10 protein-coding genes are annotated in these 15,006 nt (G+C 59.2%); 4 read left to right on the top strand and 6 right to left on the bottom strand.

Annotated features, from left to right (window positions below; translation table 11 throughout):
- Positions 1-11 precede the first annotated feature (11 nt).
- Positions 12-1,832, top strand: coding sequence for a hypothetical protein (locus ACSFB7_RS34135; RefSeq protein WP_435476769.1), 1,821 nt, complete (start codon positions 12-14; stop codon positions 1,830-1,832).
- Complete coding sequence (locus tag ACSFB7_RS34130; RefSeq protein ID WP_435476768.1) at positions 1,829-4,909, top strand: AAA family ATPase; 3,081 nt, start codon at positions 1,829-1,831, stop codon at positions 4,907-4,909. The genes ACSFB7_RS34135 and ACSFB7_RS34130 overlap by 4 nt, the downstream gene beginning before the upstream one ends.
- Before the next feature lie 122 nt (positions 4,910-5,031).
- Here the strand turns inward: ACSFB7_RS34130 and ACSFB7_RS34125 are convergent, their stop codons facing one another.
- From ACSFB7_RS34125 to ACSFB7_RS34100, 6 genes are all read right to left on the bottom strand, one after another.
- Positions 5,032-6,327: a hypothetical protein gene (locus ACSFB7_RS34125; protein ID WP_435476767.1), complete on the bottom strand. Its 1,296-nt coding sequence runs from the start codon at positions 6,325-6,327 to the stop codon at positions 5,032-5,034.
- Positions 6,328-6,860: 533 nt separating this feature from the next.
- Positions 6,861-7,502: a hypothetical protein gene (locus tag ACSFB7_RS34120; RefSeq protein ID WP_435476766.1), complete on the bottom strand. Its 642-nt coding sequence runs from the start codon at positions 7,500-7,502 to the stop codon at positions 6,861-6,863.
- A gap of 84 nt (positions 7,503-7,586) precedes the next feature.
- Positions 7,587-7,787 carry a hypothetical protein gene (locus ACSFB7_RS34115; protein WP_435476764.1) on the bottom strand — a complete coding sequence of 67 codons (201 nt, stop codon included), beginning with the start codon at positions 7,785-7,787 and terminating at the stop codon, positions 7,587-7,589.
- 226 nt (positions 7,788-8,013) lie between these two features.
- On the bottom strand, positions 8,014-8,178 hold the full coding sequence (locus ACSFB7_RS34110; protein ID WP_435476851.1) for a helix-turn-helix transcriptional regulator: 165 nt from the start codon (positions 8,176-8,178) through the stop codon (positions 8,014-8,016).
- A gap of 375 nt (positions 8,179-8,553) precedes the next feature.
- On the bottom strand, positions 8,554-9,654 hold the full coding sequence (locus tag ACSFB7_RS34105) for an ATP-binding protein (protein WP_435476763.1): 1,101 nt from the start codon (positions 9,652-9,654) through the stop codon (positions 8,554-8,556).
- Positions 9,654-10,343 (bottom strand): response regulator, encoded by a 690-nt coding sequence (locus tag ACSFB7_RS34100; RefSeq protein ID WP_435476762.1) that lies wholly within the window; start codon positions 10,341-10,343, stop codon positions 9,654-9,656. The genes ACSFB7_RS34105 and ACSFB7_RS34100 overlap by 1 nt, the downstream gene beginning before the upstream one ends.
- Positions 10,344-10,555: 212 nt before the next feature.
- Between ACSFB7_RS34100 and ACSFB7_RS34095 the strand changes: the two genes are divergently transcribed.
- Both ACSFB7_RS34095 and ACSFB7_RS34090 read left to right on the top strand, forming a co-directional pair.
- A complete protein-coding gene (locus tag ACSFB7_RS34095; protein WP_435476760.1) occupies positions 10,556-11,824 on the top strand; it encodes an efflux RND transporter periplasmic adaptor subunit in 1,269 nt (422 codons plus the stop codon).
- Positions 11,824-14,994, top strand: a complete 3,171-nt coding sequence (locus ACSFB7_RS34090; RefSeq protein WP_435476759.1) for an efflux RND transporter permease subunit — start codon at positions 11,824-11,826, stop codon at positions 14,992-14,994. Before ACSFB7_RS34095 ends, ACSFB7_RS34090 begins: the two co-directional genes overlap by 1 nt.
- The last annotated feature ends 12 nt before the right edge of the window (positions 14,995-15,006 follow it).

Raw genomic sequence — 15,006 nt, 5'->3', positions numbered from 1 at the left:
GAGGAGGAATAGTGACGATAAACATCGTAGACGTCGAAGAGGTGCTGCGTCAGCAGCCGCGTCCTCTGACGCTCCTGAGCCTGGAAGCCCTGAATCCAGCACGCGAGCCCTACCGGACAATCTTGCTTCAGCCAACGGGCATGGTCGAAGCCAATGATGTCCGGGTTGGTCACGCAGATGCTGCACTGGGTCACGCCTTATGCAGCGGATTTCTTTCCTCCGCGGCACAAAGCCATTCTGACCTCGCAGTAGCACCGGAATATTGCGTCCCGTGGTCCGTCGTACAAGAAATCGTGGCGGGGCACTATCGCCCCCCACAAGGCGCAATCTGGGTGCTTGGATGTGAAAGCATCTCTCCGGCTGATTTCCAAGCGTTGGCTCAACGGTACAACGCGGCTGGTGACTGCGTGTTTCACCATGAACCTCTCGACGCGCGGCAAGCTGCGCAACGGCGTTACGTTGACCCGCTGCTCTACGTCTTCTGGGCTGAAAACCAGGACGGACAGCCTGTGCTAGTCCTCCTCACGCAACTCAAGACCGTGGCCTGCCGGGACTACCGGGACGTAGAGCAAACTTCACTGTGCCTCGGCAAGACGGTGTACGCCTTCAATCGCGGCATCGGCCGAATGAGCCTCGTCTCCATTATTTGCTCCGATGCCTTTGACTTCGCTGAGCATATCGAGGCGATCCATATCAACTGTTTGCTCATTCATATCCAGCTCAACCCGAAGCCAGCACATACCGACTATGCGGCCTACCGCGCCAAGCTATGTTCAGTGGGAACCAACAGCCACGTCGAACTCCTGTGCTTGAACTGGGCCAAGAACATCAAAGAGGTCAAGGACGGCGGCAAGCATGCCGATTGGAACAACGTCGCAGGTTCGGCCTGGTATGCGCCGCCCGCAAAATTCAGCGCTGACGATGGGCTCATAGATTCGCTGCACCGCGGCGGTCTTTACTACTGCTTGCTGGCCCAACGATGGCACTCGTTCTTCCTGAACTATGAAGGCCAGATTATTCAGTTGCAAAAGCAGAAGCTGCTTTTTCCCGGTGAGCAAGCGCTGGCCCCGAAGAATTTCGTTGCGGTGGAAGAGCGCTGGTCCTGGAAAGCAGACAGCAACAGCTGGGAGTCTGGTGCGGTTGCCAACGACGGTTTTGCTGACGCCCTGACGGATTACCACGCGATTGCCGAACACCTGCAGCGGGCCTCTCAGGCCAGCCCACTTGCGGTCGAACGAGCTATCGAGATTCTCATGGGGCCCCGTGGAACCCCGGCATCGTGGTACACCGTCAAAGAGCTCGATGCGGTCCATCTGGACAAGGACGAGGAATCGATACGCCGAGTGACGGTCCATCAAGACGTTGATCTGACTCGGCCAGGATCGTCCTACCGGATGCAAAGATTGCAGCGCGCACACGATGCGATCGGACTCGCCCAAAACGAGGTTCCGTGGCCACCGCCGGTACAGGACTTGGCGAACGGCTTCAAGTTCTCATGGAAACGCAAGTCCCCGCACCACAATGTCGAACCCAACACCGGTGGGCGCGGGCCTGCATCACTAGCCTACCTTGCTGACCAGGCGAACAATTCAGCGGTTGAAAGTACGCACCAGAAGCTTAGGCAGGCCATCACCACCCATGCGGTCAATGAGGCCTGCGAAGCAGGCAAGAGCGGAGAAGAGTTGAGCGACGCCATCGTACGCGCCCAAGACCGGCTTTGCGTCGTGTTCCGACGGGACAACCGCTTTGTCGCACGCGGCCCCGAAAGCACGAATCTCATCGACACCCCGGCCAGCGCATCACCGGTAGATTTCTCAGAGGACAGATCATGATCAATGCGCAACGCGTTGAAGCGATGCTCAAGGATCGCTACCCCGATCTTGAAAGCGTTGGGCAGGGTGTATTTCGAGGCGTTGACCGCTTCGGCGCTCGCGACTATGCGATTCGCTACTTCGACCTGAACGATCGGCTCGCAACGACTGTTGATTCGTTGAAAAGCTACCAGGAAGAAGTTCTCTCGCCAATGTATTTCTCCAGCGACGTCGCGACCGATTTGCGCTGGAACCATTACCTGTACTTCGTCACCAGCGATGAAGAAGCCCAGAGGGGCGAATTCGGACGCCTCAAAGCCAAGGTAGAGGCGGACAGGGAGTACGCCCGCAAGCAGGTCGTACGAGAAGGCGAGATCGCCGGTTTGCTTGCCAACGCACAAGCACCCGACCCGCCGACCGCCCTGCCGATCGACCTCGCGACAACATGGTCAAACACCCTCGAACAGCACGGCCTTGCCTTCATTCTGGATAGTGACATCTCCGTTCCGGACGCCGTTCGGCGAATCGTTGCGGGAACGCAGGATGGAGCGTCGCGCCCGATTTCCCCTGTCGCTCTACTCGCTGCCGAACAGGCCGCTGCAAGTCACTTCATCGAGCACTTGACCATCAAGGGCTTCCGCACACATCCGGAGGAGAAGGACCACCCGCTAGGTCGAGTGAATTTGATTGTCGGCAGCAATGGCGTCGGCAAAACCTCACTCCTTGAGGCAATTGAATTCGCCTACTGCGGAAGGAATCGGCGATCCTCCACACTGCTCGGCAACACATCCATTACTGCAGATCTTCTCGGTGTCGTGCACAAGCTGTCTTCGACCACTGATGCCACACGACTTCGAGCGCGCCATTCAAATTGGTATGCTAAGACCGAACTGAAGACGGTCACCATCCAGGACAGTTTCGGGAAATTCAACTTTCTCGACACCGATGCTGCGGTGGGCCTCAGCGTATCGGCAAGTTCAGCACAAATTGGAACGGACGTCACCCGTTTGGTGTTGGGTGCGACTGCAGAGAATCTGGCAGACAGGCTGCGTCGCGTCCTCAAGCAGTTGCAGGATGAGCTGAAGGATCTACGGCGCGACAAGACGAGCAATGAACAGTTGAAGCTGGCCGCCCAGACCCGCCTGGATGCCATCAAAGCGGCCCCCAAGCTATCCGACAGCCTGTTCCTCGAACTTCTCGCGGCGCTGAAGGGCCAGGGATGGAGTCAGCCCCCAGATGAAAAAGGTCAACTCGAAGCATTGCGAGAGCGCCTGCAGGAGGCGACTTCTGCCATCGCACTGGTCCGCCATTCGTCGATCAACGTGCTTCACGCCGAGTCCGATTCCGCGCTTCGGCTACTGACGAACCTGAACGACGAAGCCAGCAAGGCGGAAGCCCTGGATCAGCGGGCTAAAGCCGCCCGGTTGGCACAGGCCAATGCACTTCGAGAGGCGCATGCAGCGGCGGAACTAAGCGCCGCTACGGAGGCACTGCTTCCCTATGCCCGCACCAACTTCCCACAACTTGTCAAGCAGGCATCGGAGTGTCGGGATCGGGTCCGCGCGCAGACTACGAGGCTGAGCCTGGTCGCCAACCTCAGCGATACGAGTGCAATCCATCAGTTTCTGGAAACACCTGTAGCCGACGCCATTGACTCAGTCGACACCGAGATCGGGGAGCATCAGCGGCGGCGCGACGCGGCGCAAACTTCACTTCAGGCTCTGGAAAAGACACAGAGCACGATGACCGTTCTGCGGCAGCGCCTGCTGGGAACCGCCCAGGACATACTGCAGCGGTCGACCAATCCCGATCATTGCCCTCTGTGCAGAACAGAGTTCGAGGAAGGTCAGCTGCTTGCGCGGATGATGGCCGATGTCGAGGTGGGTACATCCGAGCAAGCCAGCCTGCTGCAGGCAGCCATCTCGTCGGCCAGCGAATCGATGGAGGGCGCCCGGGCCATGTTGGCCACGCTGCATCCGTTGCGCGCGTTTACCGGAGACAGTGCACTGACCCTCACGGTAGCCCAAGCGCTTGAACAGATCGCCCAAGAACGAGCTGTATTCGATCGTGATCGACAGGAACTGGAAACGATCCAGGCGCAGGCTCAGCAACTGCAGTCCGATGGGCTGTCCTCCAAAGACCTTGCCAGCAAGTTGCTGGCCGCGGGAATGGCCGAATTGCCTTCATTTGAGGAGTTGCAACGAACCCAGTCGAATCACAAAGAGACGCTGGAAACACTGCAAAGCGCTGAAAAGACCGCGGTACATGAATCGGACGTCGTGCGGCAGGAATGCGATGCAATGGCCGAACGCCTGTCCATCGAGGCCCTCGGCGACACAGACCACCTCGCAAGATCGGTCAAAGAACTGATCTCAGATGCGGAGGCTGCCTTGGGAGCACGCCAAATTCTCGCGTCAATCCTGACGATCAGTACTGAGGCGACCACGGAAGAAATCGCGCTGAATCTCGCAGCTATCCAGCAGTTGCTCGCCCAAGTCGCCACGGCCGTCGCGCAGGAAGGTGCCAACGGCAAGGCGCTCAACGACGAAACCAAGAATGTCGAAGGCCTTGTCAAGAAGATTGAAACCGGCGGCACGAAGATCACGTGCGCAGGCGATGCAGAGCGGGTGCTGGAAGCGCTAGCCGAACAGAGTTCCGGGGGCGAGTTGGAAAGCCAGATCCTGACCGAGAACGCAACAGAGATTGCTCGCACCTTTGCCAGCATCCACATGCCCAACGAGTTTGAAATTCAGGTCGTCCAGGGAAAACTCGTCATTTCTCGCAGGAGCACCGGCGCAGAGGTTCAACTCGAACATATGAGCACAGGTCAGCGCGCCGCGTTTGCTTTGTCGCTGTTCCTGGCGATGAACGGCCGCCTCCGGTCAGGCCCCCCAGTGCTGCTGTTCGACGATCCCGTCGCGCACATCGACGACATCAACATGCTGTCGTTTCTCGATCATCTTCGCCACCTTGCCATCGGCGGATCGAGGCAAATCTTCTTTGCTACAGCAGACACCAAACTTGCAGGGCTCTTCCGTCACAAGTTTCGCTTCCTGGGCAATGAGTTCAAGGAGCTGCGACTATCTCGGACCTCGTGAGAAGGTTGGGCAAAGTTCAACCGGCGCCGACAGCGCAGGCGCACCACGCATGGCACGGCCTTTCCAGCTACGCCGATAAATTGTGGGCGCAATGCTCAGCGCTGCGCCCACAATAATTGCCCCTATGACGCTCGGTACCAAGTGTCAAGCGAGCGCTCCGCTGCCCCCAGGTGCCTCGCGAGCGCGCCCCCGTAAGCCTTGAAGGCGAACTCCTGCAGAAGCAACCCACGAAGCTTGCGCATGTCTTCCTCCAAGGTGCGCCGCTGCTGCCAATCAGGACGAAGAATCGGTTGCGCCGAAGTTTTGTTGACATCGTAGATGGCCAACAACTCGGCATCGGACACGTCTTCCTCGGCCGAGGAGGTCATAAGTAGTTCACGCAGCACATCACGCACGGATTCAAGATGCGTCTTGATTCCGGACCGTCGGCGGCAAAGATTGATCAGCTTGTTGAGCAGCAATCCTGCTTCCCTGTGAAATGCAATCGCCGGAGTCGCGGGATCGCCGTGCTGCATGCGAGCACGCAGCGTTGGCTCAGGCTTGGGAATTGGTTGCCCCTCCAGAGGGCTGCTGAAACGCGATGTCGCGGCAGCAGATTCCCCCGTCCAACGGTCTGCGGTGCACGGGGGAATCGTTTCGACTGCCGCAACCAAGGGCTGCAATGCCACGCCACTGAATGCGTGACTAATGAAGAATATTTGCGATCCGCTCTGCGGCTGGGGGCTGTACATCCCTTTCCACGCAGGCTTGACGATGACCTGGAGATGGCTGATAGCCCATCTTTCACGCTCACGCTCTTCGCTCTCGCCGATGGCCATTTCGTACGGCTCGTCGACAAACAGGTAGCGCCGAGTTGCAGGTTCAAACCAGACGCTAGGATGATCGGAGTGCGGCGCACAGTTGCGCGAGCTTCCCTTCGGATAAACACGGCTGAAACTTGCAGAAGGTCGCAGCCGAGTGGCCACCATAAACTGGAATGCCCGTGCCGCAGCGCATGCGTGTTCACGAGCCTCCATCTGGCCGCCGCAGTTGTATTTACCTTCCAGGTGGTCCAGCGCCATCGGTTGCAAATCGTTTAGAGCGCGGTTGTGGCTCAGCTGTTGAACCGTGATCAGCGACGTCCAGGGAGCCGCAAGCTGAATCGTGAGGGTCTCACGACCCCGTTTGCCGGTCTCCTTGTCCTTCCAGTAGAACGTGAGATACAGCGGATGCAAGTTCGACCGCGTTTCCACCAACGTTGATGCCGCATCGACATGGGCAGCCAACGTTCGCTGCGCGTGAGCGTAGTTCTGGAAATGCGCAGTCTGGGCCGCGCTGTCGAGGGCCGCCGTGTGGGAGGCGCCCGTCGATTGCTTGATCTTTCGGGCGAGGCTCTTGATGCCGCCGATCGATGAGGGGACAGGGGAAATCATGGACATGACAGTTCTCCATGGTCCATATCGAAAACGTCGCCCGCCACCGTCTCCGCATGAACCTTGAGAAAAGGCATGTCAGGAGTTTTAGAATTGAGGGCAAGACTCTCGGAGCTTCGCTGCTGCGGGCGGCGTGCCTATGCCAAAGGCAACGACATATTAACCGGTTTCCCGGCACGCCCGTGGCCGGGCAGCAGGCCTTCGGCAGCGAACTGCTTTCGCAGCACAGCACATGCTGTTCCCCAGCGCCGTGCCCCAGTTCAGTCGGAAGCTGGTGATCGAGCCCAGTGCCGCCAAGGGCCGCTAACGCCAGCATTCGCAGGCCCGGTTCGTCCTCGACACCCGTCTCCATCCTCCGCGGTCCCACCTAGGCCGGGACTGCAGCGGCCAACAGGTGGAGAGACATGATGCCCCGCCCTCACGTCGGCGGTTTGAATGCGAGGAAGTCTTCCAACGCGTGGAATTCGAGTTGCTTAGGAAGCTTCGAGGGTGTCAGGTAGTCGGCGATGTCCGCGAAGATCTTGTCGTGATCCTGAAGATCATTGTCCGTATACACGATTACCGGGATGCCTCTCTTGCGAAAGTAAGCCTTCAGCTTCGACATCTCGCGCTCGAAATTCGCCCTCGCTTCCTCGTTGATGGCTTTCTGGGTCTTGTCCCTTGGTCCCCGTGAGGAGGCCATGGGTCGACCACGGAGACAGTTCAAAGCCTACTTTGGACAGCGTGAACGGATCGATGATGGTGAAGTCCAGCCGGTGTTCATTCTTGACGTCTTTCCCTCCATAGCGCAACTCAGGGATCAGCAGCGGCACCTCCTGTGGCGCCTCGCTCGCTCTGACGAATTCGCAGTAGCGCCTGGCGATGGCCAGTTCGTGGGTTGAACCGGAATTGCGAACCAGCGTGTTGCGGAAGAACGAGAGGTATTGCTCCACGTCCGTGAAATGCATGCACTCGTCCTCGTCCGGAATGACGAACCCGGTCTCCCAAACGTGTCCGATCGTCCAGTATCTCGGTTTGAAGTGCCGAATCTCGCTCTTATCGTTTTCCCAGACGCCGTTCTTGAACCGCGGCGTGACCAGGAGCCCATAGGCGGCATTCTTCTGGCCTATCCAGATCTCGGCCTCCTCGACAAGTGGGCGCTTCTTGGACAGAGCGTCGTATTGCCTGAGATACGTACGCATCAGGAAGAGCCTGAGCCACTTCAGGACCTTCCTGTGCTTGCGGACGTGAACATAGGCTTCGTAGTACCGGTTGCCAGACCTGGCCTAGATGCCCAGGCCCTCCAGCGTGCGAAGAAAGCCTTGGAAATACAGCGCCACGAACTGTTCGGGCGTATCGATCACCTCATTCTTGACGTCGATGTACTCCGCGTGCTTGCCGCCATAGGTCGCATTGAGCGAGTGTTCGTTTTCAAACCCCGTCGACGCAAGCACGTCATCAAGGAGATCGTTGATCTCATCGGTCAACTTGCCGATCTGCTTGTTGCGAAGGGTCTTCGCGGGATCTCGGGTTGCCACAGTCGCTGCCTCCTCCAAGCATTAAATTTTTGAACTCAAGCGGCATTGCGAACTGGCAGCGTGTTGCAAGCAGCTTTCAGGCGCCAGCTTCGTGACCGCCTGCTTGAGGTCGGCATTGGCCATCTCGTTGGAGTCTCCCCCCGATGTGCCATTGACGTTGCAACTGCCGGTGCGCTTATCCTTCTACTCGCTGCGCTATCCAGTTGCGTACCGCTCTGGCCGACCAAGAGGCTGCGCGTAGCTCGATCTTGATCGAACGCGGAAACTGTCCTCGCGACATCTGATCATAGAGTGCCGAACGGCACAGACCCCTCCGACAAAGGACCTCAGGCAACCGCATGAGTCGGTCCTCTTCGACCGCAGCAGGCAATGGCCGGGAATCATCGCCACCCAGCAGCGACAAGACTTCCTGCAACAGCCTCGCAGCTCGATCGAACGTCTCGCCATCGATGTTGCCCGCGCCCTTGTCTCGCTCGTCCGCATCCCTGTTGCTCCCTGGTCCTGGCGTTCTCGACGACCTGCAATCGAAATACACCCGCGTCGAATCCCGACTGTCCCCGAACATCGACCAGCGGGCATCTTGCAGCCGCCTCGAACGTCGGCCGGGACAACATCGATGCGCCCTCCTCTGCACTGCGCGGCACCCCGTGACCGTCGCAAGGCATTCGAACAGCGCGCGGGCATGTACGCGCTGCCTCGCACTTCGGTTGCAACGTCATGGCGGAACGTCGAATGCACGAAACCGTGTCGGCTTCCCAATGGCGAACGGAAGCTTCACCTCAAAGATGGATCCCCCGGCGGACGACCTCAGATATCGCACTTCGCCTGAGTGAGCCAAGACGATCGCCCGGACCACTGCCAATCCGAGGCCCGATCCCCCATATTGCCGCAGCCGCGACGGCTCATCGCGCATGAAGGGGTCGAATGCCTGACGCGCAAATTCTGGCGTCAGTCCCGGGCCTTCGTCTTCCACCCTTAGCACCACATGGCTGGTAGTCGATTCAAGTTCGACCTTGAGCTTTCCTGGGTGGGCATACCGTCGCGCGTTATCAAGAAGCGCCAACAGCGCTTGCCTCAGCCGTGCGGCATCATATCGCAGCACGATTTCTGACTGAGTCACCTCGACAGACAGCCCGGCTTCAGAGAGTGCCGGTCTCATCGATTCGACGGTGCGCCGAACCTCTGCACCAATGTTTTCGGGTTGAATTCGTATATCCAGATGGCCACTGTCCTGCAAAGTGACGATACGCAGGTCATCAACCAAGCGCGAAAGGTTTTCGACGTGCGCGAGAAGACCGCCGATCAATTCGTCACTGGGCGGAAAGACGCCATCTTGGACGCCCTGCAATCGACCCCGCAAGATCGTCAGTGGTGTTCTCAGTTCGTGAGCGATGGCCGCGTTCCAGGAGGCCATGCTCGCGGCCATGTCCTGCAGTTTCGACGCCATGACGTTGAAGTCATCCACGAGATGGGCCGTTTCGCCAAGCGACCGATCGCCGGGAATAGCGCGGGCCGCAAGATCCCCTGCGGCAATACTGCGAGCACTCTCCGCCAAAGAGTTCAGCGGGGTAAGGATCCGACGAGTCAACCGTAGCGCGATGACCACAGCCGCGATCAATCCCATCATCAGAAATGCTGCGACGATCAGGTAGTCCGGGCCGTGAGGAAGAAAGCTGTCCGGCGGTCCCGGGGGTGGAGGAAGAAACCGGAAAAGCATCGCGTAGGCGATGAACGAACCAACAAATCCGATAGCTGTCGTAATGGCCGATACGAGGCTCATCGACAGCACAATTTGACGGCTTAGTTTACCGGCCATCAGACGCCCATCAATCGGTAGCCCACACCGCGCGTACCTACCATCATCCCAGGCGCACCAGCCTGGTCAAGTTTCTTACGCAGGTTGCTGACGTGACTGTCTACAGTCCGCTCCAGCGCATCACCCCCGGGCAGGCAGGCGTCGACCAGCTCGCTTCGGCTGAAAACGCGGCTTGGTGATTTCCCCATGTGAGACAGCAGCCGGAATTCGGTCAATGTCAACCCAAGAGGTGTGTCACCAGCTTCATTTACGACACGCACGACATAGCCCTCCAGATCGATCTCTAACGGGCCCAGCCGAATCACGCTCGAGGTGTTTGCTAGTGCGGCCCGGCGTAACACTGCCTGCGTACGCGCGACAACCTCCACGGGATTGAATGGCTTGACGATGTAGTCGTCGGCACCAAGGCGCAGGCCCTGCAGGCGGTCGATGTCCTGGTCCAGAGCGGTAAGCATGATGACCGGGGTATGCCCCCGCCGACGCAATTCGGCCAGCACGGCCCATCCGTCGATCTTTGGCATTTTGACGTCCAACAAAACCAAGTCTGGCTTCAGCACCCGATGGGCGTCGATGGCCATCTGGCCATCGGGGACCCGGTAGGTGCGAAATCCCTCCCGCGACAGATACGCGTCGAGTATTTCGGCGATTTCCGGTTCGTCTTCGGCAATAAGGATAAGCGAGTTGTTCACGGTTTGGGATGGATCTCTCAATACCAATATTGTCTGCCCTGCCGAAGCGCTGCGGCGAGTACGGATGGGGTTCTCCACGAAATCTCCACGATAACCCAACACTTTCTGGCTCGATGCCGTCGACGATGCGCAGGCCGCAAAAGATGCGACCAGCGCCTGGGTTCGGCAGGCGACACACAACGAAAACGCTCCGTGCAGGAATGAACAGAAGCATGACAGTCAGGACCACCGTAGCGGCATTGCTGCTTTTCGCCCTTGCGGCATGCAAGCAAGCCGACGACGGGGCCACAGTTGCTGAGAAGAAACCAACCGTCAGCGTCGTGACGCTGCATGTGCAGTCGGTTCCGCTCACGGAAGAACTGGCCGGTCGCGTCGTCGCCTCACTGGAGGCGGAGGTCCGCCCACAAGTCGGCGGCATCATTCAGACGCGCCTGTTCACAGAGGGTGGCGAGGTCAAGGCGGGCGCCCCGCTGTACAAGATCGATCCGGCCACCTATCGGGCCGCTTACGACAGCGCCGTCGCTGCGCTTTTGAAAGCCCAAGCCGCTGTACCCAGCGCACAGGCCAAAGCCGATCGCAACAAGGACCTGGTCAGCCAGAAGGCGATCAGCACGCAGGACCATGAAGCAGCGATCGAGGCCTTGGCACAGGCCCGGGCCGGTGTTTCCGCAGCCCAGGCCGCTGTACAGACGGCGAAGATCAACCTCGACTACACCACGATGACCGCACCTATTTCCGGGCGCATCGGCAAATCGTCACTGACTCCTGGTGCGCTTGTCACTGCGGGCCAGGCCACTGCGCTTGCGACCATCCACCAACTCGACCCCATCAACATTGACCTGACCCAGACCAGCGCCAGTTTGCTCAATCTGCGCCAGGCGATCAAGGCCGGACGCATCAAGGCTTCCGGCACTCACATCGACGTGACGCTCAAGCTGGAAAACGGCACGGTCTATCCATTGACAGGCAAATTGGCGTTCGCCGAGTCCAGCGTGAGCACCGCAACAGGCTCCTATACGCTGCGCGCGACTTTTGCCAACCCGGACCGCCTGCTGTTGCCCGGCATGTATGTGCGCGCCGTTGTCGACAAGGGTGCGGCGCCGCAGGCCTTTCTCGTTCCTCAGCGCGCTGTCAGCCGCAATGCGCGCGGAGAAGCCACGGCACTCTTTCTCAAGGACGGCAAGGTGGAGCAGCGCGTGCTGACTGCCAGTCGCTCTATCGGCAACGCATGGGTGGTCGAGAACAACGTGACCGACGGTGACCAAGTGATTGTGGAAGGCACTCAGGGTGTCCGTGAAGGAGACTTAGTCGCATCGGTCAGCGTGGCGATAGATGAGGCGACGGGCCAGATCCCTCAAACGGCCCAGGGGGACGCGGACACTCGGCGGGTGCCAGCGGGAACTAGCGATTCTCGAGCCGTCACCGGCTCTGCCGCATCGGCGACTTTCAATCAACGCGATACGGCGAGCCGAGGCCAGTAATGTCGGAATTCTTTATCAAACGACCGGTCTTCGCCTGGGTCCTTGCCATCGTCGTCATGCTGGGAGGCCTGATGGCACTCCGCACACTTTCGATATCGCAGTACCCGGAGATCGCCCCCACCACCATATCGATTAACGCAAGCTATCCCGGCGCGGATGCCCAGACCGTCGAAAACTCGGTCACCCGCATCATCGAGCAGGGCATGACGGGTCTCGACAATCTTCAGTACATGTCTGCGTCCTCCGACTCCACCGGGTCGGTTGAAATCTCGCTGACCTTCAGCAACGCGGCGAATGCAGATGTGGCCCAGATGCAGGTGCAGAACAAACTCCAGCTCGTCACCTCGTTGCTGCCGTCTATTGTGCAGAGCACGGGGTTGACGGTGACCAAGTCGTCATCCAGCTTCCTCATGGTGATCGGTTTCGTCTCGACGAATGGCAAGCTCACTGCGACCGACTTGGACGACTACGTCAACAGCACGTTGAACGAGACGATCAAACGGGTACCCGGGGTCGGCAAGACGCAGTTGTTCGGCTCCGGCTATGCCATGCGGATCTGGCTCAACGCCGAGCGTCTCGCGCAACATGCGCTGATGCCCGGAGATGTCGAGACTGCCATCAAGGCGCAAAACACCCAGGTATCTGCCGGCCAGCTGGGCGCGCAACCCGCGCGGCAGGGGCAGCAACTCAACGCGACGGTTACAGCCCAGAGCCGTCTGCAGACGGTCGAGCAATTTGGCAACATCATTCTCAAAAGCGCTACCGATGGGTCGGTTGTTCTCCTTCGAGATGTTGCCCGCATCGAAATTGGTGCCGAAAGCTACACCGGCAGCGCGACCTACAACGGCAAGCCGACGTCGGGCCTCGGCGTCAACCTCGCAACCGGCGCCAACACCATCACCACCGCTAAAGCTGTCAAGGCCGCGATCAGCGGGCTCGCAACAACGTTACCCGCGGGCGTGGAGGTCGTCTATCCCTACGAGACGACGCCATTTGTGACACTCTCGATCAAAGAGGTGGTCAAGACGTTGGTAGAGGCCATCGTGCTGGTGTTCATCGTGATGCTTGTGTTTCTCCAGAACGTGCGCGCGACGCTCATCCCCACCCTGGCCATTCCAGTGGTTCTACTTGGAACCTTCGGGGTTTTGTCCATCTTCGGGTATTCAATCAACACGCTGACGATGTTCGCGATGGTGCTCGCGATAGGCCTGCTCGTCGATGACGCCATCGTTGTGGTGGAAAACGTGGAACGCATCATGGCCGAAGAGAACCTCTCGGCGCGCGAGGCGACGCGTAAGTCTATGAAGGAAATCACCGGTGCACTGCTGGGTATCGCAGTCGTGCTGTCTGCCGTATTTGTGCCGATGGCTTTCTTCGCAGGCTCGACCGGCATCATCTATCGTCAGTTCTCGGTCACGATTGTCTCCGCCATGGTGCTGTCGCTCATGGTTGCCTTGATCCTGACGCCGGCGCTGTGCGCATCGGTACTGAAGCCCCCGAAGCCTCATGCGCCGCAACGCGGATTCTTCGGCTGGTTCAATCGTACGTTCGAGCGCGGCTCGCAGCGCTATCGTAGCGGCGTAGAAAAGATTTTGACCCGCCGAAAGCGCTTTTTCATTGCCTTCGTAGGCATTGTGCTTGTCATGGCGTGGATGTTCGCGCGCCTGCCCAGTTCATTCCTGCCCTCTGAAGACCAAGGCATTCTGATCACGTCCGTACAGCTGCCGGCTGGGGCGATGCAGGACAGAACGCGACAGGTGCTGGAGCAGGTTACGGACTACTACCTTCAAGAGGAAAAGGACGCCGTCGACGGCGTCATGGCAGTAACGGGCTTCGGCTTCGGCGGTGCCGGCCAGAACGTGGGCATGGTCTTTGTTCGCCTGAAGGACTTCGACCAACGAAAGTCGACGAGTTTGTCCGCAAGCGCTCTTGCCGCCCGCGCTACCACGGCGTTCGCCAAGACAAAGGATGCCCAGGTGTTCGTACTTTTGCCGCCCGCCATCGAAGGCCTTGGCTCATCGAACGGATTCGACTTCTACCTACAGGACGCCGGTGGGTTGGGTCGCGAACAACTCACCGTCGTCCGCGATCAGTTGCTCAGCGCCGCAGCGAAGGATGCGAGCTTGCGCAACACCCGCCAGAACGGCCAGGAAGGCACGCCACAGTACGCCATCGATATCGACCCGGCGAAAGCGAGTGCGCTGGGCGTGAGCCTGGCCGACGTGAACACCACACTGTCAACGGCTTGGGGTAGCAACTATGTCAACGACTTCATCGATCGGGGGCGCGTCAAGAAAGTGTACGTGCAATCCGATGCGGATTTCCGGATGCAGCCCAAGGATTTGGACAACTGGCACGTACGCAACTCCAGCAACGCCATGGTGCCGTTTGCATCGTTTGCTAGCGGCCATTGGACCTTTGGTCCTGCTCGACTGGAGCGATACAACGGTTTGCCTGCTCTCCAGATTCAAGGGGAAGCCGCTGCAGGCGTCAGCTCGGGCACTGCCATGACCACGATTGATCAACTCGTCGCGAAGCTGCCCAAAGGCTATAGCCATGAATGGACAGGGCTGTCGTACCAGGAGCGCATGTCGGGCAGTCAGGCCATGTCGCTTTACGCGATCTCCGTGCTGGTGGTTTTCCTGTGCTTGGCTGCACTGTATGAGAGCTGGTCTATTCCCTTCGCCGTGATGCTGTCGGTGCCGATCGGGATCGCCGGGGCGCTTCTGGGAGCCCTGCTCTTCGACCAGTCCAATGACGTGTACTTCAAGGTCGGCCTGCTGACGACGATCGGCTTGGCGGCGAAGAACGCTATTCTGATCGTGGAGTTCGCGCTGGAGGGTCAGGCGCGCGGCGCGGGATTGGTCGAAGCCACGCTGGAAGCTGCCAAGCAGCGTCTACGCCCCATCTTGATGACCTCATTTGCCTTCATCCTGGGCGTCGCACCGCTGGCCCTGGCCACCGGCGCTGGCTCCGGCGCGCAACGGTCGATCGGGATTGGGGTGATGGGCGGCATGATCGCCGCCACCGTGCTGGGGATCTTCTTCGTGCCACTGCTCTTTGTAGGTGTGCGCGCTATTTTCAAACGGCAGTCGTCTCCCGATCTTGAACCAGACAACGGATTGCCTGCGAAGAATCCTGCCGCCGGTGATGTGACGAACCCAATATGAGCAAACGGAAAA

The organism is Variovorax raffinosi, assembly GCF_051216615.1.
Classification (GTDB): Bacteria; Pseudomonadota; Gammaproteobacteria; order Burkholderiales; family Burkholderiaceae_C; genus Variovorax.
This window is presented reverse-complemented; position numbering and strand designations above follow the sequence as displayed.

What these genes read in the sequence shown, in the direction of transcription:
- ACSFB7_RS34110 (WP_435476851.1), bottom strand. Translation starts at nt 8,178, where the DNA reads ATGCGGTTGCCTGAGGTCCTTTGTCGGAGGGGTCTGTGCCGTTCGGCA.
- ACSFB7_RS34105 (WP_435476763.1), bottom strand. Translation starts at nt 9,654, where the DNA reads ATGGCCGGTAAACTAAGCCGTCAAATTGTGCTGTCGATGAGCCTCGTA.
- ACSFB7_RS34095 (WP_435476760.1), top strand. Translation starts at nt 10,556, where the DNA reads ATGACAGTCAGGACCACCGTAGCGGCATTGCTGCTTTTCGCCCTTGCG.
- ACSFB7_RS34130 (WP_435476768.1), top strand. Translation starts at nt 1,829, where the DNA reads ATGATCAATGCGCAACGCGTTGAAGCGATGCTCAAGGATCGCTACCCC.
- ACSFB7_RS34125 (WP_435476767.1), bottom strand. Translation starts at nt 6,327, where the DNA reads ATGTCCATGATTTCCCCTGTCCCCTCATCGATCGGCGGCATCAAGAGC.
- ACSFB7_RS34120 (WP_435476766.1), bottom strand. Translation starts at nt 7,502, where the DNA reads ATGCGTACGTATCTCAGGCAATACGACGCTCTGTCCAAGAAGCGCCCA.
- ACSFB7_RS34090 (WP_435476759.1), top strand. Translation starts at nt 11,824, where the DNA reads ATGTCGGAATTCTTTATCAAACGACCGGTCTTCGCCTGGGTCCTTGCC.